The organism is Microbulbifer maximicatervae (SeqCode) (assembly GCF_052467955.1).
Window position 1 is genome coordinate 5,018,502 of sequence record NZ_CP174329.1, and the last position, 26,543, is coordinate 5,045,044.

Annotated in this window: 23 protein-coding genes; 16 read left to right on the forward strand and 7 right to left on the reverse strand. The window is 50.5% G+C overall.

The genetic code is table 11. The annotated features are described in order from the left end of the window. Positions 1-66: 66 nt before the first annotated feature. The 3 genes from pdxA (at position 67) to ACJJI5_RS21690 (ending at position 2,840) form a co-directional block, all read left to right on the forward strand. On the forward strand, positions 67-1,050 hold the full coding sequence (pdxA, locus tag ACJJI5_RS21680; RefSeq protein WP_445355139.1) for a 4-hydroxythreonine-4-phosphate dehydrogenase PdxA: 984 nt from the start codon (positions 67-69) through the stop codon (positions 1,048-1,050). Positions 1,051-1,199: 149 nt separating this feature from the next. Continuing rightward, positions 1,200-2,000, forward strand: coding sequence for a 16S rRNA (adenine(1518)-N(6)/adenine(1519)-N(6))-dimethyltransferase RsmA (gene rsmA / locus ACJJI5_RS21685; protein WP_445355140.1), 801 nt, complete (start codon positions 1,200-1,202; stop codon positions 1,998-2,000). A gap of 27 nt (positions 2,001-2,027) precedes the next feature. Beyond that, positions 2,028-2,840: a symmetrical bis(5'-nucleosyl)-tetraphosphatase gene (locus ACJJI5_RS21690; RefSeq protein WP_413664241.1), complete on the forward strand. Its 813-nt coding sequence runs from the start codon at positions 2,028-2,030 to the stop codon at positions 2,838-2,840. 114 nt (positions 2,841-2,954) lie between these two features. On the opposite strand, the gene ACJJI5_RS21695 is transcribed toward ACJJI5_RS21690, so the two are convergent. Both ACJJI5_RS21695 and galE read right to left on the reverse strand, forming a co-directional pair. After that, positions 2,955-4,280 (reverse strand): M1 aminopeptidase family protein, encoded by a 1,326-nt coding sequence (locus tag ACJJI5_RS21695; protein WP_445355141.1) that lies wholly within the window; start codon positions 4,278-4,280, stop codon positions 2,955-2,957. A gap of 350 nt (positions 4,281-4,630) precedes the next feature. Then, positions 4,631-5,659 (reverse strand): UDP-glucose 4-epimerase GalE, encoded by a 1,029-nt coding sequence (gene galE / locus ACJJI5_RS21700; protein WP_445355142.1) that lies wholly within the window; start codon positions 5,657-5,659, stop codon positions 4,631-4,633. Positions 5,660-5,998: 339 nt separating this feature from the next. On the opposite strand from galE, the gene ACJJI5_RS21705 reads away from it, so the two are divergent. From ACJJI5_RS21705 to ACJJI5_RS21715, 3 genes are all read left to right on the forward strand, one after another. Further along, entirely contained in the window at positions 5,999-7,921 is a 1,923-nt protein-coding gene (locus ACJJI5_RS21705) for a PrkA family serine protein kinase (RefSeq protein WP_413664238.1), read from the forward strand. A 238-nt stretch (positions 7,922-8,159) separates the two neighbouring features. Further along, positions 8,160-9,437: a YeaH/YhbH family protein gene (locus tag ACJJI5_RS21710; RefSeq protein ID WP_413664237.1), complete on the forward strand. Its 1,278-nt coding sequence runs from the start codon at positions 8,160-8,162 to the stop codon at positions 9,435-9,437. After that, positions 9,437-11,026 (forward strand): SpoVR family protein, encoded by a 1,590-nt coding sequence (locus ACJJI5_RS21715; protein WP_445355143.1) that lies wholly within the window; start codon positions 9,437-9,439, stop codon positions 11,024-11,026. The genes ACJJI5_RS21710 and ACJJI5_RS21715 overlap by 1 nt, the downstream gene beginning before the upstream one ends. Positions 11,027-11,102: 76 nt before the next feature. On the opposite strand, the gene ACJJI5_RS21720 is transcribed toward ACJJI5_RS21715, so the two are convergent. Then, positions 11,103-11,675 carry a helix-turn-helix domain-containing protein gene (locus ACJJI5_RS21720; RefSeq protein WP_413664235.1) on the reverse strand — a complete coding sequence of 191 codons (573 nt, stop codon included), beginning with the start codon at positions 11,673-11,675 and terminating at the stop codon, positions 11,103-11,105. 532 nt (positions 11,676-12,207) lie between these two features. Here ACJJI5_RS21720 and ACJJI5_RS21725 point away from each other — a divergent pair. The 5 genes from ACJJI5_RS21725 (at position 12,208) to ACJJI5_RS21745 (ending at position 17,445) form a co-directional block, all read left to right on the forward strand. Then, positions 12,208-13,428, forward strand: coding sequence for a multifunctional CCA addition/repair protein (locus ACJJI5_RS21725; RefSeq protein WP_445355144.1), 1,221 nt, complete (start codon positions 12,208-12,210; stop codon positions 13,426-13,428). Continuing rightward, the gene (locus ACJJI5_RS21730; RefSeq protein ID WP_445355145.1) at positions 13,412-14,149 is read left to right on the forward strand and encodes a pteridine reductase; all 738 of its coding nucleotides are present in this window, start codon (positions 13,412-13,414) and stop codon (positions 14,147-14,149) included. The genes ACJJI5_RS21725 and ACJJI5_RS21730 overlap by 17 nt, the downstream gene beginning before the upstream one ends. A 108-nt stretch (positions 14,150-14,257) precedes the next feature. Then, positions 14,258-14,953, forward strand: coding sequence for a response regulator transcription factor (locus tag ACJJI5_RS21735; RefSeq protein WP_445355146.1), 696 nt, complete (start codon positions 14,258-14,260; stop codon positions 14,951-14,953). Next, on the forward strand, positions 14,937-16,181 hold the full coding sequence (locus ACJJI5_RS21740) for a sensor histidine kinase (RefSeq protein WP_445355147.1): 1,245 nt from the start codon (positions 14,937-14,939) through the stop codon (positions 16,179-16,181). Before ACJJI5_RS21735 ends, ACJJI5_RS21740 begins: the two co-directional genes overlap by 17 nt. Before the next feature lie 205 nt (positions 16,182-16,386). Next, a complete protein-coding gene (locus ACJJI5_RS21745; RefSeq protein ID WP_445355148.1) occupies positions 16,387-17,445 on the forward strand; it encodes a type 1 glutamine amidotransferase domain-containing protein in 1,059 nt (352 codons plus the stop codon). 21 nt (positions 17,446-17,466) lie between these two features. Here the strand turns inward: ACJJI5_RS21745 and ACJJI5_RS21750 are convergent, their stop codons facing one another. Continuing rightward, a complete protein-coding gene (locus ACJJI5_RS21750; protein WP_445355149.1) occupies positions 17,467-17,928 on the reverse strand; it encodes a winged helix-turn-helix transcriptional regulator in 462 nt (153 codons plus the stop codon). 334 nt (positions 17,929-18,262) lie between these two features. Between ACJJI5_RS21750 and ACJJI5_RS21755 the strand changes: the two genes are divergently transcribed. Then, a complete protein-coding gene (locus ACJJI5_RS21755) occupies positions 18,263-19,375 on the forward strand; it encodes an NADH:flavin oxidoreductase (RefSeq protein ID WP_445355150.1) in 1,113 nt (370 codons plus the stop codon). Between the two features lie 69 nt (positions 19,376-19,444). Here ACJJI5_RS21755 and folK read toward each other — a convergent pair whose 3' ends face one another. The 3 genes from folK to tsaD are packed head-to-tail and all read right to left on the reverse strand — an operon-like array spanning position 19,445 to position 21,407. Beyond that, positions 19,445-19,936, reverse strand: a complete 492-nt coding sequence (gene folK / locus ACJJI5_RS21760; RefSeq protein WP_445355151.1) for a 2-amino-4-hydroxy-6-hydroxymethyldihydropteridine diphosphokinase — start codon at positions 19,934-19,936, stop codon at positions 19,445-19,447. A 2-nt stretch (positions 19,937-19,938) separates the two neighbouring features. Further along, positions 19,939-20,328, reverse strand: coding sequence for a dihydroneopterin aldolase (folB, locus tag ACJJI5_RS21765; protein WP_020411528.1), 390 nt, complete (start codon positions 20,326-20,328; stop codon positions 19,939-19,941). 44 nt (positions 20,329-20,372) lie between these two features. Beyond that, complete coding sequence (gene tsaD, locus ACJJI5_RS21770; protein ID WP_445355152.1) at positions 20,373-21,407, reverse strand: tRNA (adenosine(37)-N6)-threonylcarbamoyltransferase complex transferase subunit TsaD; 1,035 nt, start codon at positions 21,405-21,407, stop codon at positions 20,373-20,375. Positions 21,408-21,580: 173 nt separating this feature from the next. Here tsaD and rpsU point away from each other — a divergent pair, with 173 nt between their 5' ends. The 4 genes from rpsU (at position 21,581) to rpoD (ending at position 26,485) form a co-directional block, all read left to right on the forward strand. Beyond that, positions 21,581-21,796, forward strand: a complete 216-nt coding sequence (gene rpsU, locus ACJJI5_RS21775; RefSeq protein ID WP_020411530.1) for a 30S ribosomal protein S21 — start codon at positions 21,581-21,583, stop codon at positions 21,794-21,796. Positions 21,797-21,993: 197 nt separating this feature from the next. Beyond that, entirely contained in the window at positions 21,994-22,440 is a 447-nt protein-coding gene (locus tag ACJJI5_RS21780) for a GatB/YqeY domain-containing protein (RefSeq protein WP_108731584.1), read from the forward strand. Between the two features lie 15 nt (positions 22,441-22,455). Next, entirely contained in the window at positions 22,456-24,420 is a 1,965-nt protein-coding gene (gene dnaG, locus ACJJI5_RS21785; RefSeq protein ID WP_445355153.1) for a DNA primase, read from the forward strand. Between the two features lie 196 nt (positions 24,421-24,616). Next, positions 24,617-26,485 (forward strand): RNA polymerase sigma factor RpoD, encoded by a 1,869-nt coding sequence (gene rpoD / locus ACJJI5_RS21790; RefSeq protein WP_445355154.1) that lies wholly within the window; start codon positions 24,617-24,619, stop codon positions 26,483-26,485. Positions 26,486-26,543: the final 58 nt, after the last annotated feature.

The window sequence follows — 26,543 nt, forward strand, 5'->3', positions numbered from 1 at the left end:
TTTCAGCGGGAAAGACCGGGCCCTGTGCCCGGTTTTTTTTTGTAGCTACAGGAAAGTTATATAGCAATGGCTCCTAAAATTGCCTTCACCCCCGGAGAACCTGCAGGTATTGGCCCTGAGCTGGCTGTGAAGATTGCACAAGAGAGTTCTCCAGCACAGATTGTCGCAATTGCTGATCCCCTACTACTGACAGAGACCGCTGCGGCATTGGGGTTGCCTCTTCAGCTCCTTCCTCTGTCCACAGCAGGCACAGAGGGGACACCTGCCGGTGCTCTCTACATACTACCGGTCTCCATACCCGAGCCTGCTAAACCCGGCTTACTGAATGCAGTCAATGCACCCTATGTATTGGAAACTCTTACAGTTGCGGCAGAGGGTTGCCTGGCCGGCCAGTTTGATGCCGTGGTTACAGGGCCCGTACACAAAGGCATTATCAATGATGCCGGTACTCCATTTAGCGGCCATACAGAGTTCTTTGCTGAAAATGCCGGTGTTGAGCGTGTCGTTATGATGCTAGCAGCAGAGGACCTTCGAGTTGCTCTAGTGACAACTCACCTGCCCCTCAAAGAGGTGAGCGCTGCTATCACCCCCCCGCTTCTAGAGCAGATTATTACCATCCTCGACGCCAGTTTGCGGGAACATTTCTGCATCTCCAATCCCCGTATTAGCGTTTGCGGCCTCAACCCCCATGCTGGAGAAGGGGGACACTTAGGCCATGAGGAAATAGAAATAATTGAACCCACACTCGAACACTTGCGCCACCAAGGTATATCACTGAAAGGTCCACTTCCCGCAGACACTCTTTTTACCCCGCCGCATTTGTCGGAATGTGACGCCGTTTTAGCTATGTATCACGATCAGGGGCTTCCAGTGTTAAAATTCAAGGGTTTTGGCCACGCCGTCAATATCACTTTGGGGCTACCCTTTATCCGCACTTCAGTAGACCACGGCACAGCTCTCAATATCGCGGGCACAGGCATTGCAGACTGCGGCAGCCTCAAAGCCGCACTGTCTCAGGCTGTGGCGATAGCTAAATTGCGCAGTTCCTAACCAGTGCCTAAAACTTGCTTGAAGAAAGTGTAAACCATGCCCTCACCACGTGAGCGCAGTGAAAGGCCCTAAAGGGTATCCAACTGAAATGCTCACTAGCACCCCAAGGCTTAACCGCAAAATTAATCATCCAGGTTACAGATATATCAATGGATAACTTCTTTCAACACAAAGCCCGCAAACGCTTTGGACAAAACTTTCTCGTCGATGAAAATATTATCGAGCGCATTGTTCGTGCGGTAGGCCCTAAAGAGTCAGATACGCTAGTGGAAATTGGCCCGGGCCAAGGGGCAATTACAGAATTACTACTAAAACGGTGCCCATCTCTAACCGCTGTCGAACTGGATCGCGACCTGATTCCGATGCTGGAATTTAAATTCAGGGAATACCCGGAATTTAGCATCATTGAAAAGGACGCATTAAAATTTGACTTTGGCACCTTTGCTGGAGATAAGCAGCTACGCATTGTCGGTAACCTTCCATATAACATATCCACACCATTACTGTTCCATCTGCTCAGTTTTCGCGGGCAAGTCCAGGATATGCATTTTATGCTTCAGAAAGAGGTGGTAGATCGGCTCAGCGCTACGCCTTCGACTAAATCTTATGGGCGACTTAGCGTGATGGTTCAATATTACTGTCGCGTACAGGGCCTATTCCCTGTCCCTCCGCAGTCCTTCCGGCCCGCCCCCAAAGTGGATTCTGCCATCGTGAGATTGGTTCCCCACAGCACTCTGCCATTTACCGCAAAAGATGAAGGATTATTGGAAAGAATCGTCAATATAGCCTTCCAGCAGCGCCGTAAGACCCTGCGCAATGCTTTAAAACCCCTATTCCCGGATCTCGACCCCGAGCTGCTACCCATTGATGCCGGCCGCAGAGCAGAAACCTTAAGCGTCGAGGACTTTGTTAAGCTGGCCGACTACTGTACAAACTTGCAACAACAATAATTATTTTTCACATTATTGGGGGGAACCTTGGCAACTTACGCCATCGGAGATATTCAAGGATGCTTTGCAGCTTTTCAAAGCCTTCTCAAGAAAATCAATTTTAGTGCTGACCGTGACAAACTCTGGCTTGCCGGAGACTTGGTTCACCGGGGTGAGGATAGCCTGAGCACCCTTCGCTATCTCTATGAGCACCGCCAGCAGGTTACAGCAGTGTTGGGCAACCATGATCTCCATTTACTAGCGATCGCCCATGGCGCTAAATCTCTGTCTGAAAAAGAGCACGACCTTGCCAAGGTTTTAAAAGCAAAAGATTCTGATAAGTTACTGGAGTGGCTACAAAGCCTACCCCTTTTAGTACATAAGAAGGGGTACACCATGGTGCATGCGGGTATCCCCCCCATTTGGAGCGTTACTAAAGCGCAAAAGCTCGCCACTGAAGTGCATAAGGCCCTCGCCGACGAAGCTATGGCAAAGGCATTTTTTTATGGCATGTACGGTAATGAGCCACACTGTTGGGATGATCATTTGATCGGCATCGAACGCCTGCGGTCCATTACCAATTACTTCACAAGAATGCGATTTTGTAAGGCTGATGGCACTCTGGATCTAATCAATAAAAAGGGGGTCCAGGCCTCTCACGGTGAATACCAGCCATGGTTTAGCTTTCCCAATCGAAAAACCAGAAATGACAAGATTATTTTTGGGCATTGGGCTGCCCTGGAAGGCCGTGCAGATACTGAGAATATCTATGCCCTAGACACAGGTTGCGTTTGGGGAGGATACCTGACTGCAATGCGATTAAGTGATGAAGAATTTTTTTGTACAGACTGTAGCTTATAAAAATCACTTCGCCCTGAAGCCTAAAAGAAGAATTTAAACCGACCGAATCTAAAAAAATAAACTGACAGTTATCACCTGGGAGTGTAACTGTCAGTTTACCTAGCTTGAATAACCTTATAAGCCATGGGTTAATTGATCCAAAGCAACTCCTACACTCGACGGTTTCCCATCAAGTAAAAGCTCAATAGAGTTAACAAGTTCCGCTGCTCCTTCCCTCTGGCTGAGAAGCATCAAGAAAGTATCAGCGCCTTTTTCTCCGCCGCCCTCGACCTCTTGACGAAAACTGCTCCATATCGAAAAAATATTTGACGAATCAGCATTTTCACTTTGCAGAAACAGATCAATTGCTCGATGTATGAGCAGGCCACAGCTATAATACAGATCAAACCTACCCCGGTTAGCAGCCTCAACCAAAGGAATCTCTTTTACACCTTTTGTACAACTTTCCTTAAAAGCTTTAATTTTATTAGAGACATATTTTGATGACTCGGGATACAAATCTAATAAAGCCAGCACTGCTAACCAATCCGCATTCCCTTCATGTAACCACGATTCATTCGCATCACCATACAACTCCGTTTCACTACCCTGCTGATATAAATGTGCGACCTCATGAGCAAAAAACCAAATGGTTTCATTAATAAATTTAGGGTCGGAAAACTTCCCATCTAGTTCATTGATATTCCAATGCATAAAAATCTGATTTGGCAAGGTCCCCCCCTGCCAAGAGTTATCATCGACATTCGCATATGATGCATACAAGGCCGGCTTGGTTCCACTTAGTGCCCCAAGCCTCTGCTCAAAATAACTCATTAACCTGGGAATATCTGACTCTAAAGACAATCTCAATTTTTCAGGCAAACCGCTATCAATTACTGCTAAAACACTAGCTGTATTTATAGGTTCTTGAGTTCCAACATAGACATTCATTCCATTATCACGATCAATCCAGCTGACTGTCCCAATATTTATCTTCCCGTTAATGATCATATGCTCACCTGGAGGAACCTGCATAGTTACTCGCCAGGTTTTTTCTTTATCATCACAGTTGTCAATACAAGCAAAAAAGCGGCCCGTATATATCAGGCTTCCACCATCTGAATAGGGGGAGAAAGGTGCATAATCTTTGGGAAGAGATATATAACTAGGCGTCAAATAAATTTCAATGTGTTCGAATGAACTTCTATCTTTTCTAACCAGAAACTCTTCACCATCCATAGAAACTAATTCAAATTCTGGTGACACAGGCTTCCAGCGTTTTATACGAGAGGCATCCGGGTTACGTACAAAGCTAATCCGGCTTGCCGGCCTATCCATTTGATAGGTAAGCTTCCAGAGCTTATCGCCCTGCTTCTCAATCGCGATATCCACCCCAGATATATCTTCAGCTAAAGCTGAAAAACCAGTTAAAACTAACAGTAAAAACTGAATATATTTCAATCTTAACTCCTTTTAGATTGAGAAAAATAAACAAAAATTGAAGTAATAAATGCTTCCATATATTGATAACTATCAATCGAGCGTTATACATACAACCAGACAGACAAATAATTCTTATTCTTCGCTAATCAGAAACGTTCAAGTCAATCAACAGGATTGTATCTATCGGTAGTATAATGGCCCCTTAACGCAGGTACTGTTGATATAATTTTATTTAGAACATGAAAGAAACTCATTGCCTGCAATATCCGCATGGAGCTGCGCAAGCAATGAGCATTATCAGGTTGATAGAAAAACCTAACCCTCTGTGAGGCAAAAAATAGGATCAAATTTCCTTAACTTAATTTTGCCTAATCTGCACTGTACCCTTTAGGATTTTTATACTGCCAACGCCAGGTATCTTTCACCATACGTACTAAATCATACTCAGCTTTCCACCCCAGCTCTGTTTCAGCCAGCTCTGGATCTGCGTAACACTCTGCAATATCTCCGGGTCTCCGCGGAGCAATGTTATAGGGAATTTCCTTCCCGCTGACACTCTCGAAAGCACGAACGACTTGTAAAACAGAACTGCCCTGTCCCGTCCCCAGATTATGGGTATAACAACCCTCAGAAATTTCTTCTTTACAAATTAAGTTTAGCGCCGCCAAGTGTCCGCGAGCCAGATCAACTACATGTATATAATCTCGAACTCCAGTACCATCGACGGTATCATAATCACCACCAAAAACCTGTAGCTGCTCCAATCTACCTACAGCCACTTGGGAAACATAGGGTAGTAAGTTATTGGGGATACCACTGGGATCTTCACCAATAGTCCCACTTTCATGGGCTCCAATCGGATTGAAGTAACGCAACAAGCTCACTTTCCACCGGCTGTTCGGCGCAGCACAAAGATCTCGCAACATGTTTTCCACAACCAACTTACTTGAGCCATAGGGGTTGGTTGCGCCAGTAGGGAAATCTTCTTTAATTGGTACTGTTTCAGGATCACCATAGACTGTTGCCGACGAACTGAAAATCAGGCGGTGAACTCCAAACTCCTCCATCACCTCACATAAAGTTAAGGTCCCAGCTACATTATTCTGGTAATAGCGCAGAGGCTGCGCAACAGATTCACCAACTGCTTTCAACCCCGCGAAGTGAATTACGGCGTCAATCTTATGATCAGAGAATACTTTGCGTAAACCTTCCTTATCACTAATATCCAGATGGTGAAAAGGGATATCTTTGCCAGCAATTAACTCGACCCTCCGTAGGGCTTCCTCACTGCTATTCGATAGGTTATCCACAACTACAGGCTCAAAGCCGGCAGCAAGCAACTCGATACAGGTATGACTGCCAATATATCCGGCACCTCCAGTCACCAAAATCGCCATTTATGTTCCTCAATATTTCTCTAATACCCAATATGGGCTGTAGTAAAGCGTAAAACAGCCGCCCAATTCAACCTATATAAGTGACATTCCACTGTCTCATTCAAAGGGAAAGCTATGCTGGAAAAGCTGGAGAGCATTCAACACTTACTCCAGCAAAGAACAAGGTTCACAACGGCAATAACGATAGTGCTTCACGCCAAGCGTATCCCAAACACGATCTGGACTTTACAGCTCATACATCGCTCGTCACATTTGGGCAAGAGAAGCCAAGGGCGTACGACATCCTAACCAAAGCAGGAAACTGAGCTAAATCCAGTAGGCTACAGGGAGGTAGACACCATGACAATTTTCAATCACTACTTGGAAAGATACGAATCTATCCAAGACGAGGAACTCAGTATTCAGGAATACCTGGAGCTGTGTAAGACAGACCGCAGTGCCTATGCGTCACCAGCTGAGAGGATGCTGATGGCCATCGGCGAGGCCGAACTGGTAGACACCTCACGGGACCCGCGCCTGTCACGTATTTTCTGTAATAAGGTTATTAAGCGATACAAGGCCTTCAGTGAATTCTATGGTATGGAGGAAGCCATAGAGCAAATTGTCTCTTTCTTCCGACATGCCGCACAGGGTCTGGAAGAGAAGAAGCAAATCCTGTACTTGCTAGGTCCTGTTGGCGGCGGAAAGTCATCCCTTGCAGAGCGGCTAAAAGCCTTGATGGAGCAGGTGCCCATCTATGCAATTAAGGGATCGCCAGTATTTGAATCTCCCTTGAGCCTTTTCTCTCCTACTGAGGATGGCCGCATCCTTGAAGAGGACTACGGCATTGCACGTCGATACGTCAACACTATTATGTCTCCCTGGTCTGTTAAGCGATTGCATGAATTTAAAGGGGACATCAGTAAATTCCGTGTCGTAAAAATTCGTCCATCTATTCTCGATCAAGTTGCCATCTCAAAAACAGAGCCCGGTGATGAAAATAACCAGGATATTTCATCACTGGTTGGCAAGATCGACATTCGTAAGCTTGAGGATTTCCCCCAGAATGACCCTGATGCCTATAGTTTTTCTGGTAGTTTATGTAGGGCCAACCAGGGACTGATGGAGTTTGTCGAGATGTTCAAAGCGCCTATCAAGGTGCTTCACCCCCTACTAACTGCAACACAAGAAGGGAATTACAACAGTACTGAGGGGTTGGGGTCAATTCCGTTCAACGGTACAATCCTCGCTCATTCCAATGAATCAGAATGGCAATCCTTCCGCAATAATCGCAACAATGAGGCTTTCCTGGATCGTATTTATATCGTCAAGGTGCCCTACTGTGTAAGAGTGCAGGAAGAAATACGAATCTATCAGAAACTGCTAGAAAATAGCTCCTTGTCAAAAGCTCCCTGTGCACCAGACACCCTGCGGATGTTGGCGCAATTCTCTGTATTGTCGAGAGTTAAAAATCCTGAGAACTCCAGCCTTTATTCAAAGATGCGTATCTATGACGGTGAAAACCTAAAGGATACCGACCCCAAAGCAAAAACCATTCAGGAATACAGAGATAATGCAGGGGTAGATGAAGGCATGAACGGACTATCCACCCGTTTCTCCTTTAAGATCCTCTCAAAAGTTTTCAATTTCGATGCTACCGAGGTGGCGGCAAATCCAGTCCACCTACTCTATGTTCTGGAACAGCAAATAGAGCAGGAGCAATTTCCACCAGAAGTGCAAGAGACTTACCTCGGGTTTATCAAGGAATATTTAGCTCCAAGATACGTAGAATTTATCGGTAAGGAAATCCAAACAGCTTACCTGGAATCCTACGCTGAATACGGCCAAAACTTGTTTGATCGCTATGTCACTTACGCTGATTTCTGGATACAGGACCAGGAGTATCGCGACCCAGAAACTGGTGAAATACTGGATCGCGGCGCCCTTAATGAAGAGCTTGAAAAGACAGAAAAACCTGCAGGAATTTCCAATCCGAAAGATTTCCGCAATGAAATAGTCAATTTTGTGCTCCGTGCCAGGGCTAACAATCAAGGAAAAAATCCCGACTGGAGATCTTACGAGAAACTACGTGCCGTTATCGAGAAAAAAATGTTCTCCAATACGGAAGATCTTCTGCCAGTTATATCCTTTAATACCAAGGCGTCAGCAGATGATAAACGCAAGCATGCAGACTTCGTTGCGCGTATGGTTGAACGCGGCTATACCGAGAAGCAGGTTAGATTGTTATCCGAATGGTATCTACGCGTGAGAAAATCTCAATAGTGAGGTTTTCCTTCATTAAGGTCACTGGAAAAACACGAGGAAGCCAAACCCGGATACTGATTAGATCATTAACTTTTAGTGAGCACTTAAATGATTTCACAGCATCTCATCGGGACCCTCAACGGCTCGCTATAGTGAAGATACCAATAATTGTGTTTGGTGGATTCAGCAGGAAATATTCTGAATAGATTTATGGCGATGGATGCCTGTGAGCTTTATTCAGAACAAAGGCAGAAATATGAGCTATATCATCGACCGCCGCTTGAATGGAAAGAAAAAGAGTACCGTTAACCGGCAGCGATTCTTAAGACGCTACAAGGCTCACATTAAGAAAGCTGTCGGCGACGCCATGAATAGCCGCTCTATTATGGACATGGATAAGGGAGAGCAAATCAGTATTCCTACTCGGGATATCAGCGAACCCTTATTTTCTCACGGTAGCGGTGGGCACGTAGAGCGAGTTCTACCCGGAAACAAGCAATTTACTGCTGGTGATCGTATCCCTCGTCAAGGTCAGCGAGGCGGTGATGGAAATGGTGGTGGTGCCAGTGATAGTGGGGAAGGGGTTGATGAATTTGTCTTCCAGATATCACAAGAAGAGTTTCTGGACTTTATGTTTGAGGGGCTCCAGCTGCCCAATATGATCAAGCAACGCCTGGCCGGCAACGAGTCTTTTCAAATAGTACGTGCCGGAATTAGTAATGAAGGAACTCCAGGTCGTCTCAATGTGATCCGCTCACTCAGGGCTGCCCATGCAAGACGCATAGCCTTGACCAGTAATAAGCGAAGAAACCTGCGCAATTTAGAGGAAGACCTATCCCAGGAAGAAAACAAAGATACTGCTCTGCGAGACCAGCGCAAAATTGAGGCTCTTAAAAACCAAATCGCCGAACTTCGCAGCCGTATCAATCGAGTCCCTTTCCTCGATGATTTCGACCTGAAATATAACCTGCTGATTCGACAACCAAAACCTCGATCTAGGGCGGTGATGTTTTGCCTGATGGATGTATCCGGCTCGATGAACCAAGCCACAAAGGATATGGCCAAACGCTTCTTCTTACTTTTATATTTGTTTCTACAGCGCAGTTATGAATATACAGAAGTCGTTTTTATTCGACACCACACTAGCGCCAAAGAAGTTGATGAAGAGGAGTTTTTCTATTCACGGGAAACTGGCGGCACCATTGTCTCAAGCGCACTCAAATTAATGCGACGTATTATAAGAGATCGCTACCCCGCCAGCGAATGGAATATCTATGGAGCCCAGGCCTCAGATGGCGATAACTGGAACGACGACTCCAGTACCTGCCACCGAATCCTTATCGACGATATTATGCCCCATGTGCAGTATTACTCTTATGTGGAAATTACTCCCAGAGATCACCAGGCCCTGTGGGAAGAATATGAAAGTGTTCGTACTTTATTCCCCGATCACTTTGCTATGGAGCAGATTGTCGATGTACAGGATATTTATCCGGTGTTCCGACAACTGTTCCGCCAAAAGGTGACTGCCTGATGCTCGACAAATTTGCCAGTGGCGCTGAAGCATCTGAATCTGAGTCGCGTCAGCCCATATCAACAAGCTCAGAATGGACTTTTGAATTAATCCAGGAATATGATCGCGCCATCGGCGCACTGGCAGAAGAGTTTGGGTTAGATACCTACCCAAATCAGATTGAAGTTATCTGCTCTGAGCAGATGATGGATGCCTACTCCTCGGTAGGGATGCCAGTGGGTTATCACCACTGGTCTTTTGGCAAGCAATTTATCAGCGTGGAAAATAATTACCAGCGCGGATTGATGGGGCTGGCTTATGAAATAGTCATTAATTCTAATCCCTGCATCGCTTACCTCATGGAAGAAAATACCATGACAATGCAGGCTTTGGTGATTGCTCACGCCTCCTATGGGCACAACTCTTTCTTTAAAGGGAATTACCTGTTTCGCTCCTGGACAGATGCCAGCAGTATTATTGACTATCTGATCTTTGCCAAAAATTATATTTCCCGCTGTGAAGAGCGCTACGGGCTTGATGAAGTCGAGGCCATTCTCGACTCCTGTCATGCCCTAATGAACTACGGTGTAGATCGCTATAAACGCCCTTACCCAATCTCGGCTGTTGAAGAAGAACGCCAACAGCAAGAGCGAGAAGAGTACCGCCAGAGACAGCTCAATGATTTATGGAGGACCATCCCAAAACTCGGTGACGGTATAGAGGAGACAAAGGAGAAACGTTTTCCCGAAGAGCCTCAGGAGAATATTCTGTACTTTGTTGAGAAAAATGCCCCTCTACTGGAAAACTGGCAACGGGAGCTGGTGCGCATTGTACGTAAGCTGGCCCAATATTTTTATCCACAGCGGCAAACCCAAGTAATGAATGAGGGCTGGGCTACCTTCTGGCACTACACTCTCTTAACCGAGCTGTACAAGCGCGGGCGGGTGACTGAAGGCTTTATGATGGAGTTTCTACAAAGCCACACCAATGTTATCTACCAACCCTCTTTTGACAGCCCTCACTACAGCGGTATCAATCCCTATACCCTAGGCTTCAGTATTTTTACTGACTTACGGCGTATCTGTGAAAGCCCCACTGAAGAGGATCGCCGCTGGTTCCCAGACATTGCTGGAAGTAATTGGCGTGAAACCCTTCAGTTCGCCATGCGCGACTTCAAAGATGAAAGTTTCATTTTACAATTCCTGTCTCCCAAGGTTATGCGAGACATGAAACTATTTTGTATCAGCGACAACGATAAAGAGAACGATATCATTGTCAGCGCAATTCACGATGAGAGCGGTTATCGCCAGTTAAGAGAGAACCTTGCGGGACAGTACAACCTGGGCAATCGGGAACCGAACATCCAGGTATATTCAGTAGATACCCGTGGTGACCGTTCACTGACCCTGCACCACACACAGCACCGCCGTCGCCCTCTTGGTAAAGATACAGCAGAGGTATTAAGGCATCTTCACCGGCTATGGGGCTTCGATGTTCACCTGAACAGTTTGAACGGGGATCAAATAACGGCCAGTTGTCACTGCCCGGAGCAAGGTCGGGACCGACCGGAGGGTGAAGAAGAGTCTATGTTAATACCAAAACCCATTTAGGTTTCAGCGCGGGAACTGTTGAAATACCAGCCCCGCACAGAATGGGGAAATAATACCCACTAGCGAATCGCGCTACTTAGGCATCAGCTTCCAACAAAAGCTTGGCCTTTGCAGAAAGTTCACCGTGCTCAGAACGGTGAGTTAAAAGAGCATCAGCTCCAGCATCCAGCCAACGGGCTTTCTCGCCATCGTCATCAGAAGGCACAACCAGAATGCTCAAATTTGAATACTCACTGCGGGATCTGAGGTAGTCCAGCACCTGAAACCCACTCTCCCCAAGCAACCCAGTGTCAACCACTAACAACGCCGGCTTGGCACTCGCCATCAAGATACCGGCGGAAAAACTATCACTAGCTACTTCTACTTCACACCCCATCTGCTGAAGCGCCTGGCGTCCACCTGAAGTCAGCTCAGGATCAGTCGTTAACAAAAGCACTTTTCGACTGGGAACTGCCAGGTCGTTCGGAACTGGCATTGAGTTGTCCCGCAGGAACCCCACGAAATCCTCAACACAGATACGGTGGTCACCACGCCCTGGAAGTTTGTATGCCTTGAGCTGGCCACGCTCAATCCAGCGAATCACCGTTCGGAAGTTAACACCGCAGTACCTGGCTGCTTCCCCGGTGGTTAGCACATGTAATTCGCTCATCTTTATTCTCCCCAACAACTGCGATTAAAAAGAAGAACAGTCAACTTCCCGAAGGTATCCTCTGCCCCACAGAGTTACACGTGAAATTATCCTGCCCAGCTGAACCGCCCCTATAAATTATGCTGTTTAATGCTGCAAACCCAGCCCGAAATTCGGTCCATGTAACTTATTAACGAACAGCGGAACAACCCCCTCAAAAAATACTAATAGATATAGTTGACAGGTAAGACAGGTTTCTTAGAATGACACTAGATTCGTGACTTGGGACTTGTCACGCGATCCTTTCCAGTGGCGTGGCCGTTAAGTCAGAGCCCCCACAGTTGGCAAAGAAATGTTTGCTAAGCGAATACCCTAAGACCCTGGGCCCCCTTGTTTTTTCGGGGCCTTTTTTTTATCTTGCCGAAGCTTCTTACACTCCTACCGCTCATCCTCCGTCCAGCAGACAAACCTGGAACAACGCCGGAACAAATGGACTTATGGCAGTACAATCACCTAACAGATCACTGGTCCCTCCAGCTCTGGAGCAAATGCTTTGAAGATCTACCTTGTTGGCGGCGCAGTGCGCGACAGACTTTTGAATCGCCCAGTCACCGAGCGCGACTGGGTAGTGGTTGGGGCAGATGCAGATAGAATGCAGGACCTCGGATACAGTCCAGTCGGCAAAGATTTTCCAGTATTCCTACACCCTGAGACCGGTGAAGAATACGCGCTCGCTCGCACCGAAAGAAAAAGCGGACACGGCTATGGCGGTTTTACCGTTAACGCCGATGCCAATATCACCCTGGAAGAGGATCTACTGCGGCGAGATCTCACTATTAATGCCATTGCAGAAGACAGCGACGGCAAGCTAATTGACCTCTACGGCGGGCAGAAAGATCTGGAAGCACGGCTTTTGCGCCATGTTTCCCCTGCTTTTGCCGAAGACCCGCTAAGAGTTCTGCGAGTGGCCCGCTTTGCCGCCCGCTACCACCACCTTGGCTTTAGCGTTGCCCCTGAAACCATGATACTCATGCGCCAGATGGTAGAAGCGGGTGAAGTGGAATATCTGGTGGCCGAGAGAGTCTGGAAAGAGGTAAGCCGGGCGCTTACCGAGCCAGACCCCGATATTTTTATTCGAGTACTGCGAGACTGCGGCGCCCTATCAGTACTTTTACCAGAGTTAGAAAGTTTGTTTGGTGTTCCCCAGCCGCCCAAACACCACCCCGAAGTGGACACTGGAGAACACGTACTACTAGCCCTGCGGGCCGCACCGGCAGAGCTCCCCTTACGTTTTGCAGTACTGCTACACGACCTGGGCAAAGGACTGACTCCCGAAGAGATTCTCCCCAGCCACCACGGCCACGAGGCCGCAGGCGTACCTCTTGTAAAGGCCGTCTGTGAGCGCTGGCGTACCCCAAAAGACCTGACTGCACTAGCTGTCGGGGTCTGCGAATATCACCTGCATTGCCACAGAGCCTTCGAATTGCGCCCACAAACCATTATGAAAATGATCCGCAGTCTGGATGCCTTGCGACGTCCCGAGCGATTTGAAAACTTTCTTCGCGCCTGTGAGGCTGATGCCCGAGGTCGTGAGGGACTGGAGAATCGAGATTATCCACAGGTGGAATTTTTACGCGCCGCTCGAGATGGGGCAGCGGCAGTAACTGCCGAGGAGCTGATTAAACAGGGCTACCAGGGTGCGAAACTCGGGCAAGCACTGGACCGGGAGCGCATCAAGGCAATCGCCAGAGTAAAGGATGACTACTTTGCGTAATGTGTTGATTACCGGTGCCGCCGCACGCCTGGGCCGTGCTATTACTGAGGAGCTACATAAAGATCACAGAGTTGTTATTCACTATCGCAACTCGGCTGATGCTGCCAAGGCCCTGGCAAACGAGCTGAACCAACGTCGCCCCAACTCTGCCATAGCGTTGCACAGTGAATTGAATAGCGCCGAAGCCTGCTCCAATCTGGCCCAGCGTGCACAAGAGGCCTGGGGCGGTATTGATGTTCTGGTCAACAATGCCTCAGCATTTCACCCCACACCTGTGGGAAAGGCGACCGAGGAGGACTGGGATCGGCTGGTAGGCAGCAACCTCAAAGCCCCCTTCTTTCTCACTCAGGCCCTGAAAGAAACACTCAGCCAGCAGCAGGGTTGCGTTGTTAATATGGCGGATATTCACGCCGAGCGCCCGATGCCCAAGCACACCATTTACTGCGCCGCCAAAGCAGGACTGGTAATGCTGACAAAAAGCCTCGCTCTGGAGCTATCGCCCCAGGTGCGGGTCAATGCAGTCGCCCCCGGTGCCATTCTTTGGCCGGAGCAAGAGGCAACTAACGAAGCCAAGAAAGCAAAAATCACCCAGCGCATTCCTTTGGCTCGAACTGGTGACCCCAGCGATATCGCCAAGACCGTGCGCTTCCTTGCCTGTGATGCCCCCTATATCAACGGTCAGGTTATTGCCGTTGACGGCGGCCGCAACCTCAATATCTAGAGCGGTCCAACCAATATCTAAAACAGTCCAACAATGGGGCTTCACTTCAATTTCACCGGCACTCTGTCAGAATGTTTTGTAACTTCCTCTACCAAAAGAGATTTGCCGGTGCGCTCACTGAAGATATTGTTGATTGAAGATAACCCCACTATCGCCCGCCAGCTTGCCGAATTCCTACATGCTGAGGGCTGGCAGATAGATTATGCCCACCGGGGTCGCCAGGGCTTACAGCTGGCCCTGGAACAAATCTTCGACCTGATCATTCTCGACCTGGGCCTGCCGGATATGGACGGCTTGGAGGTCTGCGAAAAGATCAAGGCACAAGCGCCAGTTAACATGCCAATTCTGATGTTAACTGCCCGAGATGCTCTCGCAGATAAGGAACGCGGATTTGGTATCGGTACCGATGACTACTTATGTAAGCCCTTCGAACCAAGGGAACTGATATTGAGATGCCGCGCCCTGGCACGTAGACACCAGCTACATACCAGTGAAGAAATTAAGGTCGGTGATTTACAGATAAACCAGCGCCAGCAAACGGCCTACCGGGATAAACAACCTCTGCCCCTGACAACTATCGGTTTTCGCATTCTCACTATGCTCGCCCAGGCGTCGCCAGCACCAGTAAGCCGCTCGGCAATAATCCACCATATTTGGGGTGATGAACCCCCAGAAACAGACGCCTTAAAATCCCACATTTATAGTCTTCGCCAAACACTGGATAAGCCTTTCCAGGCCCCTATGTTGAAAACCATCACCAATCTCGGTTATCAGTTGGAAACTCCCAATGCGCGAAACCAGTAATTTACAGAGGAAGGTCTTCGCTATTTTTGGCAGTTTTACCCTGCTACTATGCTTGGTGTTTTTTGCCATCTGTATGATGGTTGCCTATGTAGTTGAAGACCATTTACTCGATAACTTATTGGCCGGAGAAGTCCGCCACCTCGAACAGCAGGCAAGACTGAATAATGAGACCCCAGAGCCACGCCTACCCTATTTAACGCTATATACTGAAAGCAAAATAATACCGGCCGAACTGCGCACTGCCTTACCAAGCTATGCAGAAAAGGCTGAGTGGTTTAGTGATACTGAACATCACTTCCATTTACGCAGAGTACATTTTCCGGACAACCATTCCGCCGTTCTCGTAGCTGAAGTCAGTGAATTGCTCACTGTTACCCGACAATCTTCAAAGCTTCTCTGGCTCTTTGCCAGCGCCTGTATCTTGACCCTACTCTTAGCCCTCTATTGTGCTTTTCGTATTTCCCGTAAAACCATCGCGCCTGTAGTAACCCTCGCTAAAGCAGTTCAGCAGCAGAGAAACTGCGATTCTCAAATTTCCCTGCCCTATAACAATGAACAAGATGAAATCGGTTATCTCGCAAGTACGTTGCAAGATACACTTAACCAGCTCAAGCTAACATTGCGCAGGGAAACTGAGTTTACCCGGGATACAAGCCATGAGTTGCGCACCGGGCTAACCATTCTGAAAAGCACACTGGCTCTCAGTCAAAATCGGGAAATGACTTTAGCTGAGAAAAATGAGCTATTAGAAACTGTTATCGGTATGGAAAAAACCGTTAAGACACTATTAGCCCTCGCCCGCTCTGAGTCTCTACAGTCGGAAGATATCCCATTGTGCGCTTTACTAGAGGAACGTCTTTTAGCTCAACACCAGTTAATTGTACAAAAGCATTTTAATGTTGATTTAAAGTTAGGGCACAAAGTCAGAGTCCTGGCCAATCGACACCTGGTAAGTCTGCTCTTCGACAACTTGATCAGCAATGCATTACAGCACGCTACCAGCCCTGAATTGGTTATTACCTATAAGGGGGACACACTCTTTTTTGAGAACGCCACAGACAACCAATTAGATCTAGAAACCTCCCTCTTACCCGGCCAAAAAAGGGAAGGCAGTGACGGTATTGGTCAAGGCCTTTTCCTGGCCAAGAGAATCTGTGAAGCCTTAAATTGGACCATCTCTATCCAATGTCGGAACAATATTTATCAGTGCGCTCTATCTTTTACATAGTAGCGTTCTAAGATTCAAATTTTTACCGTATGTGTTCGAGATGCATAGTGAATCGGCATCCATACCTTATACAATCTCGAGCGCAGCTTTTTCTTTCTTCCCAAATAGCAATTGCAATCTCACCTGAATTTCACCTTCCATCCATTATTCTCCTACGAACTCACTAAAAGATTTTCCGTCTGCTACTACAATTTTGGAGATTAATATGTTGAAGAAAATTGTTATTTCCCTGGCACTGACTTTGTCCGTCTTTTTTGGTTTTATTATTTGGATTAAGGGCCTAATTCCACCCCAAGAGCAGGACTTTTCCACTACGACAGTAAGTGACCTGCCGTATTTACAACAACTACCCAGGGAAAGCCGAGGAAAAATCTTAGCTGTTGTTACCAGTACTGAAACGATGGGAGATAGCGGCAAGGCAACTGGTTATGAATTAACGGAACTGGCACGCCCCTATTACATCTTTTCAGCCAACGGATTTATTGTCGATATTGCCAGTCCCAAAGGCGGCAAACCGCCTGCGGTGATCGATAAAGATGATCTGGGGCCTTTCGACTATGCCTTCCTCAATGACCCGGAGGCACAACAAAAGGTCAACAACAGTATTCCTATCGATCAGGTAGCAGCAGAGGATTACCAGGCCGTATTTTTTGTCGGCGGTAAAGGCACCATGTTCGATTTCCCCGACAATCCCCATATTCAGTCCCTGGTGCGGGAAATCTATAACAGCGGCAAAATTATCGGAGCGGTATGCCACGGGCCAGCAGCCCTTACCAATGTCACCCTGGATAATGGCAAGCCCTTAATCGCCGATCGGCAGATCAGTGCTTTTACTAACGAAGAGGAGCTTTTTCTTATCCCTGACGCCGAGCAACGATTTCCATTCCTGCTTGAGGATCGCTTACGTGAGCAAGGCGCGTTTTTTCAGGCTGGGCCCACTTACCTGGAACAAGTCAGCGTGGATGGCCAGCTTATTACCGGGCAAAACCCCTGGTCCACCTGGCTGGCGGCTGAGAGTATGGTAAGCGCGATGGGGTATACCCCTGTTCCACGCCAAATCACTCCGGTGGAGCAGACCGTCAAATTACTACTCACTTATGAGCAGCGCGGCTTTACCGAGGCCACAGAGAAATTACACAAGCTTCAGGAGAAAGGGGAAATAGACCAGCGCCTACTGGCCATGCACGGCGTTGTCTCTGTTATGCGTTGGGAGCCGGGCAGGGCTCTGGACATAATCAGACTGCTGTCCAAGAGCCAGGATTGATAGAGCCCCTCAAAAAGCCAGCTAGCCAGCCTGCTCTAGGGGCTGGCCATTTTCATCCACAAATAATACATCGCGAATACTGAGTTTTTGTCCCTGGGCATTCTGAACAGCCACTTCGGAGATAAGCTCACCACTGTTTTTATCGACCAGGTGCATCCCATCTTTATTGCCGTTCCAGCGCAGATTCCACTGGCGCAGGGCGATTACCACCGTAAACAGGTCCCGGCCTTTTTCCGTTAAGCGGTACTCGTAGCGAGTACCGTGTTCACCCGCATCAAAGCGTACCAGCACCTCGTTATCCACCAGACGTGATAACCGATCCACAAGGATATTTTTGGCAATTCCCAGGTTTCTTTGGAAATCCACAAAACGGCGAGTACCCAGCATCGCCTGCTTAATTATCAGCAGGGACCACCAGTCCCCCACTTCATTCAGGGCACAGGCCAGAGAACAGTCGAGATCATCAAAGCGTTTACGTGACATATAGGGAGCCTCTAAATAACTCCGTGATACCTCTGGCATGCAGAGCGGTTCACAATCAAGGCGCGGCTTCGCAGGAATGTCTAGACCTTTCAAGAAGTCGCAACGCGGAGTGTGAATCGCTCTGCACGCCCCGAAGGGCGGGCCTTGAAGGCCCGCAGAGGCATTACGGAGTTATTCAGAGGCTCCCTAGCCATTATACCGACAAAAGAGTTGCAATACGAAACCAGATATTGAACTCAACCTTAAAATAAGGTCTTATAACGCAACCGTTTTAATTGTGACCTAGTGGGACCAGTGAGTCCCAGTGTTGAATCGAGACATTCAGGAGAGAAATATGAGTGGTTCCCTGGACAACCTACTGCGTCCCTTCGAGCATAAATCCCTAAAGCTGCGCAACCGGGTTGCGATGGCTCCCATGACCCGCACTATGTCACCGGGCTATGCAGCCAATGATCAAGTGGCCGGCTATTACCGCCGCCGCGCCGAGGGCGAAGTGGGACTGATTATTACCGAAGGCACCTTCGTTAATCATAAAGCCGCAAACGGCTACGAGAATGTTCCGGCAATCTACGGTGAGGCCGCTCTCGCCGGCTGGAAAAAAGTGGTAGACGAAGTACACGCTGCCGGTGGCCAGATTATCCCGCAGTTATGGCACGTAGGCTCCGTGCGCAAAGAGGGCATAGGCCCGGATAAATCAGTGCCCGGCTACTCCCCTTCAGGCCTGTTCAAACCCGGCAAGCCCAATGGCCAGGCGATGAGCAAAGAGGACATCCAGGAAGTTGTACAAGCTTTTGCAGACGCAGCCAAAGCAGCCAAGGAAATTGGGTTTGACGGCGTAGAGATTCACGGCGCCCACGGCTATCTGATCGACCAGTTTTTCTGGGAAGGTACCAACCAACGCGATGACGAGTACGGTGGCTCCATCGAAAATCGCACCCGCTTTGCAGTGGAGATTATCAAAGCGGTACGTGAAGCCGTAGGCGAAGATTTCGCCATAGTGCTGCGCTACTCCCAGTGGAAGCAGCAGGATTACGAAGCCAAGTTGGCGCAAAGCCCGGAAGAACTGAAACGCTTTCTAACACCGCTGGTTGAAGCCGGCGTTGATGTTTTCCACGCCTCTACCAGACGCTTCTGGGTGCCAGAATTTGAGGGCTCTGATCTCAACCTGGCAGGCTGGACCAAGGAATTGACGGGAAAACCGGTAATTTCTGTCGGCAGTGTCGGCCTTGACGATGATTTTATCGGCGGCAATAACCAGGGCATGGGCGGCACTGCCAATCCTACCGATTTAGGCGAACTGACCCGCCGTATGGACAACCAGGAATTCGACCTGATTGCCGTTGGCCGCGCGCTATTACAAGACCCACATTGGTTCGCCAAGGTGCGTGAAGATCGCGCGGAGGAAATCACTCCGTTCACCAAAGAAGCGCTAATGAGCCTGAGTTAATTACTCCTAACAAAAAAGCAGCCTCAAAGGGCTGCTTTTTCATCTGCATTTTTTAAAAATTTATTGGAATCACGGCCAGATAAATTCCACCGGCCACAATTTTTGCGAATCCTGGTCGTACTCGTTCCACAGTTGGCGGTAAGTTTTCTGCTCCACCGGATGCAATACTTCTGGAGCTATCTCTGCCAGAGGCTGTAATACAAAGGCATTTTTTACAATCTCACCTCGAGGCAATTTTACCCCGTCGACAGTTCCGGTCAGGTGATCGTAGGTGAGAATATCAATATCCAGGGTGCGCGCGCTGAACTTGGGCCCGGAACGCAAGCGGCCGTTGGCATCTTCAATACCGCGCAGACACAGGGCCAGCTGCCCTACCGACAGGTCAGTTTGCAGCCCCACCACCAGGTTGTAAAAGTTATCGCCCTGGAAACCCACCGCTTCACTTTCGAAGACCCGGGACACCTGTAATTCGCCAAACCGCCCGGTCAGGGCATCCAGCGCTGCGCGGATATATTGCGCACGATTGATATTACTGCCGAGGCTGAGATACACCTGAGCCACGTTTACACTCCCGCAGACATCGCTGCTGCACCTTTTGCCGGCCTCTCGCCGCGCTCAATAATGACACCCACATCCCTGGACCCTCTGACCGCACCCGGCTTGGACAACCGCAGTCGCAGCCAGCTTACAGAAAACTCTTCCCTGACAATTGCCGCAGCCTGCTCTGCCATGGTCTCTACCAACAGAAACTCACTGCTTTCAATAAAAGCGATCAAGCGCTTGGCCACCGCTTTATAGTTAAGTGTGTACTCGATATTGTCTGTGCGCGCCGCCTCACTAATATCGAAGGCCATCTCCAAATCGAGACTGACCGTCTGTCGCACTTCCCGCTCCCAATCGTAAATACCAATAATGGTATTCACCTTTAAATCCCGTATATAAACAATATCCATTTATCGGCTCTTTTCTTTTTACTGCCAGGCTATTCCTGGGATTTTTAAAGTTCGGTCTTGGGCAATTCTGTCATAGGCCAGCGCGGACGCACATCTACCGCAAGGCTCGTCTGCTCCCCTGCTTTTAAACGTAAACTACCGGCGTAGGCGATCATGGCGCCGTTATCAGTGCAGAATTCATGGCGGGGATAGTAGACGCTGGCGTGATCCTTTCGCAGGCTCGTTTCCAAACGCTCACGCAATAATTTATTTGCGGAAACTCCACCGGCAATCACCAGGGTTTTATAGCCGGAAGCCTTAATAGCGCGACGACATTTAATCACCAGGGTATCCACTACCGCCTCCTGGAAAGCCGCAGCAATATCTGCGCAAGTCTGCTCGTCCGGCAAACCATCCTCGAGGGCGTGTTTACGCACCGTCGTCAGGGTGAAGGTTTTAAGACCTGAAAAACTGAAATCCAACCCCGGTCGATCCGTCATAGGCCGCGGGAAGGTAAAGCGTTTGGGATCTCCTTTCTCCGCCAGGGCAGCCAAACGCGGGCCACCGGGATAATCCAGGTCGAGCATTTTAGCGGCCTTATCAAAGGCCTCGCCGGCAGCGTCATCCAGGGATTCACCCATCAGTTCGTAATCGCCGAGCCCCCGCACCTCCACCAGCTGGGTGTGTCCGCCGGAAACCAGCAGGGCCACAAAAGGGAAGGCGGGCGGATTATCCTCCAGCATTGGGGCCAGCAGGTGGCCTTCCATATGGTGCACCGCCACCGCCGGAATATCCCAGCCATAGGCCAGTGCACGGGCCGCGCAGGCCCCGACCATCAGCGCTCCCACCAGACCGGGGCCTGCGGTATAGGCGATACCATTGAGGTCTGAAGGGCTGGTATCGGCCTTCTTCATTACCTGTCGAACCAGCGGCAAGAGCTTGCGCACATGATCACGGCTCGCCAGCTCGGGGACTACGCCGCCATAATCGGCATGCAGGTCCACTTGACTGAACAGGGCATGGCTGAGCAAACCGGACTCAGAATCGTAAATAGCGACGCCAGTTTCATCGCAGGAAGTTTCTATACCAAGGACGCGCACTTGATCTCATTCTCGTGACTACTTCGAGGGGTGGTTATCATACTGGAAAATGGGGTTGCGATCCCGTATAGGAGTGTTTAGAATTTGCGCCCTCGCTGTGAACCGGCCACCGGATGCAACTGCGAGAGCATTGCCGGAATGGCCGAGAGAAACGAATTTTAACAGGTATCCTAATGCCCTCTGTACGAATCAAAGACAACGAACCTTTCGATATCGCCCTGCGCCGTTTCAAGCGCTCCTGTGAAAAAGCAGGCGTACTGTCTGAAGTACGTCGTCGCGAGTTCTACGAGAAGCCCACCGCTGTTCGTAAGCGCAAAGCTGCTGCCGCTGTAAAGCGTCACGCTAAAAAGCTTCAGCGCGAAAACCGCAAGTTCCAGCGTCTCTACTAAGAGCCGCAGGCTGCATAAGCCTGTCGCAGCGAGGCGGCCGGACGGGCTTAGCCCGTAGCGGAGCTATAAAGAACGGCGTGCGAGCCATACTCGCGCGCCGTTTTTCGTTTGGGCTAACGCATTTCCCCCGCCCAGCAGACAAGCTATCCTAAGCCCCTGATCCAAAATTCATTGCCAACAATCTCGGAACACTCACTATGAGCACTCTCAAGGAAACCCTGACTCAAGCCACTAAAGACGCAATGAAAGCGCGAGACAAAGAGCGCCTGGCCACCCTGCGCCTGATCAACGCCGAGATCAAACGCGTTGAAGTCGACGAGCGCATCGACCTGGATGACGCCCGCATCCTCGCCCTGCTGGACAAAATGACCAAGCAGCGCCGCGACTCCATTACCCAGTACGAGAAAGCTGGCCGGGCCGAACTGGCAGCAGTAGAACAGGCTGAAATTGAAGTTATCCAGGAATTCCTGCCGAAGCAGCTGAGCGAAGCTGAGATCACCGATATCGTTGCCTCCGCCGTCAAAGACACCGGTGCCAACAGCATGGCGGATATGGGCAAAGTCATCGCCCAGGTTAAACCCCAGGTGCAGGGCCGTGCAGATATGGGCGCGGTGAGCAAACTGGTGAAGGCCCAACTGGCCTAAGCTGAGCGAATCCCCATGGCCGGCAAGATACCCCAGCACTTTATTGACGATCTGCTCGCAAGGGCAGATATCGTCGAGCTGGTGGACAGCCGGGTCAAGCTGCGTAAAACAGGCAAAAACTACTCTGCCTGCTGCCCCTTCCACGACGAGAAAACCCCATCGTTTACCGTGAGTGCGGACAAGCAGTTTTATTATTGCTTCGGCTGCGGTGCCAATGGCAATGCCATCGGCTTCCTCATGGAGTACGACCGCCTGCCCTTCCCAGAAGCGGTGGAAAAACTCGCGGCCACCCGTGGACTGGAAGTTCCCAGGGAACAACTGGCACCGGGGCAAGAAAAGCGCCAGCGGGAGAGTCAATCTCTCTACCAGCTCACAGAGAAAGCCGCCGACTACTACCGTGAACAGCTGCGTAACCACCCCGCCGCAGGCAATGCGGTGGCCTACTTGCGCAATCGCGGCCTCTCCGGTGAGATTGCCCGGGACTTTGGTATCGGCCTTGCGCCCCCGGGCTGGGACAACCTGCTCAATGCATTAGCCGATACCCCCGAGAAAGCGGATCAACTGGAACTGGCAGGCCTGGCCATTCGCCGCCAGGACAGTGATGGCAATACCAAGCCCAACGCGCGCCACCACTACGACCGCTTCCGCAACCGTATTATTTTCCCGATCCGCGACCAGCGCGGGCGCGCCATCGCCTTTGGCGGGCGGGTACTGGGCGACGACAAACCCAAGTACCTGAACTCCCCGGAAACCCCGATTTTCCACAAGAGCCGCGAACTCTACGGCCTGTGGGAAGCGCGCCAGGCCAACCGCAATTTAGAGCGCCTAATTGTGGTTGAAGGCTATATGGATGTGGTGGCACTGGCCCAGTTCGATATCCGCTGCGCCGTCGCCACCCTGGGCACCGCTTGTGGCGAAGACCATATTCAACTCGCCTTCCGCCACACCTCGGAACTGCTGTTTTGCTTTGACGGCGACCGTGCCGGCCGCGCTGCCGCCCGCCGCGCTCTGGAGTCGGCCCTGCCGCAGATGCAGGACGGGCGCAGCCTGCGCTTCCTGCTGCTGCCGGAAGGCGAGGACCCGGACACCCTGGTACGCCAACTGGGCGGTGAACGTTTCCAGCAGTTAATTAAGGAGCAATCCCTACCGCTGGAAGATTTTCTCTTCGACCTACTGAGCGAAGATATCAACCTGCAGACCATGGACGGCCGCGCGCGCCTGTCCAAACTCGCCGCCCCCCTGCTCGACCTGCTGCCCGATGGCGTCTACCGCCAGCTGATGTTCCAACAACTGGCCTCGCGCACCGGGCTCGACAAGGAAACCCTGCAAGAGGTTATCCGCACAGAAAAAGCTCGCACGCCGCAACAGCCCCACCCGCAACCTACAGCTGCACCGGGAGAGCCAAACCAAGCACCCTCCCCTCACGAGGAGCTGGAGCACCGCACACCGCCGGAACCCTGGCAGCGCGACAACAACTTCAGCGAAAGTGCAGCACCGAGTTACAACAGTCCGCGCCGCCAGAGCCAATATCTCCTGCCACCGGAGCGCATGCTGATCGCCCTGCTATTGCACCACCCGGAGCTGGCAGCACAAATCGAAAATCCACAGCAATTCCCCATCGATGGCAATGCAGACCTGGCATTGTTTATCCAGCTGGTAGAGCTATACAAAAGCCGCCCCCAATTAAATTTCTATCAATTGATCGGCCACTGGCGTGCACACCACAGCGCAGAATCTTGCGATACCCTGGCCAAGCTCGCTATTTCTCCACTGGTATCGGTCGCGCGGCAACTCGCCCAGGATGACAGCAACCTGGAATACGATCCGCACACCGAATTTAACGACTGTCTGCTGCGCCTGAAACAAGCTGCAGACAAACAGCGCAACCGCGATTTACTCGATCAACTCAAGAACAGCGCCCAGTTGAGCCCCGAAGAACAACTGGCTCTATTAGCCAATTGGCGAAAAAAGCAGAATTAATAAGCGCCAGCCCCTTGAAAACTGCGGGCTCAGCACTATATTCACTCACCCCCGCCGGGCGGGATCGGGAACCCCAGCACCCTAAACATCGCACCTACGCCGTTACTTGACAGCTAGAGTGGTTATTGCTAGTGCAAATACGCTATAATCCCGCGTCTTTGTCCCGTATTTTCATTCCCAGAATTCAGGGTTGTGCATGACCGACAAAACCCAGCAACAGTCCCGCATTAAGGAACTGATCGCCCGCGGTAAAGAGCAGGGCTATCTGACCTATGCCGAGGTAAATGACCACCTACCGGAAGATATTTCCGATCCCGATCAGGTGGAAGACATTATTGGCATGATCAACGACATGGGCATCAAGGTGTTTGAAACCGCACCGGATGCCGAAGAGTTGTTGATGGCTGAAGGCGACAGCTCCGCTGATGAAATCGCCGCAGCCGAAGCTGCCGCTGCCCTGGCAGCCGTAGAGTCCGACGTAGGCCGAACCACCGATCCAGTACGCATGTATATGCGCGAAATGGGCACCGTAGAGCTGCTCACGCGCGAAGGCGAGATCGCCATTGCCAAGCGTATCGAAGAGGGCCTGCGCGAACTGATGGCCGCCCTGGCCTACTGGCCGGGTGCAGTGCAGCAGATCATCGATGAGTACGCTCTGATCGAAAAAGAAGAGCGCCGCATCCCCGATATTATCTCCGGTTGGCTCGACCCCGCCGACGAGGTTCCGCCCGGAGCCCAGGCCGGCCAAGCCGCCGCCGCTGCCAGCGCGCCGGAGTCATCAGATTCCGATGACGACGCCGAAGACGACGACAGCGATGACGACAGCAGCGAAGAAGAAGAGGAAGCTACCGGCGGTATCGACCCCGAAGAGCTCGCCGAGCGCATGAACGCGCTGATCGCCGCACAGAAAGCTGCCGACGAAGCCATCGCCGCCCACGGCCGCGACTCCAAAGAAGCTGGCCAGGCCCTCGAAGCCGTTGGCGATGTATTCCGCTTCTTTAAACTGGCTCCCCGCCAGTTCGAACCACTCTATGGCGAAGTTCGCTACGTTCTCGACAGTGTGCGCGAGCAAGAGCGCGTGGTTATGGCCATGTGTATCAAACGCGCCCGCATGCCGCGCAAGACCTTTATCAAGGAATTCCCCGGCAACGAGACCAATGATGATTGGATTCCCGCAATCATCAAGAAAAAGCGCGATTACTCCGATGCCCTGCGCCACGTCGTAGACGAAGTTGTTCGCGCCCAGCGCAAACTGGCTCAGTTCCAGGAGCGCGCTAAGCTGGACGTAGGCCAGATCAAAGAGATCAACCGCCGCATGTCCATTGGTGAGGCCCGTTCACGCCGCGCCAAGAAAGAGATGGTCGAAGCCAACCTGCGTCTGGTTATCTCTATCGCCAAGAAGTACACCAACCGCGGCCTGCAGTTCCTGGACCTGATCCAGGAGGGCAACATCGGCTTGATGAAGGCTGTGGATAAGTTCGAATACCGCCGCGGTTACAAATTCTCCACTTATGCCACCTGGTGGATTCGCCAGGCCATTACTCGCTCTATTGCGGACCAGGCCCGCACCATCCGTATCCCGGTGCATATGATTGAGACCATCAACAAGCTCAACCGTATCAGCCGCCAGATGCTGCAGGAAATGGGTCGCGAACCCACCCCGGAAGAACTGGGCGAGCGCATGGAAATGCCGGAAGACAAGGTGCGTAAAGTCCTCAAAATCGCCAAAGAGCCGATCTCTATGGAGACGCCCATCGGCGACGATGAAGACTCCCACCTGGGTGACTTTATCGAGGACCAAAACCAATCCTCGCCGGTGGATACCGCCACTCAAACTGGTCTGCACGACGCTACCCGCTCTGTACTCTCCGGCCTCACCGCCCGTGAAGCCAAGGTACTGCGTATGCGTTTCGGTATCGATATGAATACCGACCACACTCTGGAAGAGGTGGGCAAACAGTTTGACGTAACCCGCGAGCGTATCCGTCAAATCGAAGCGAAAGCACTGCGCAAACTGCGACACCCCTCCAGGTCGGAGCATTTACGCAGCTTCCTCGACGAGTAAGCGCTAGACTAAAGCCCGGTTCAACCGGGCTTTTTTTTGTGACATAAAGATGACCTCC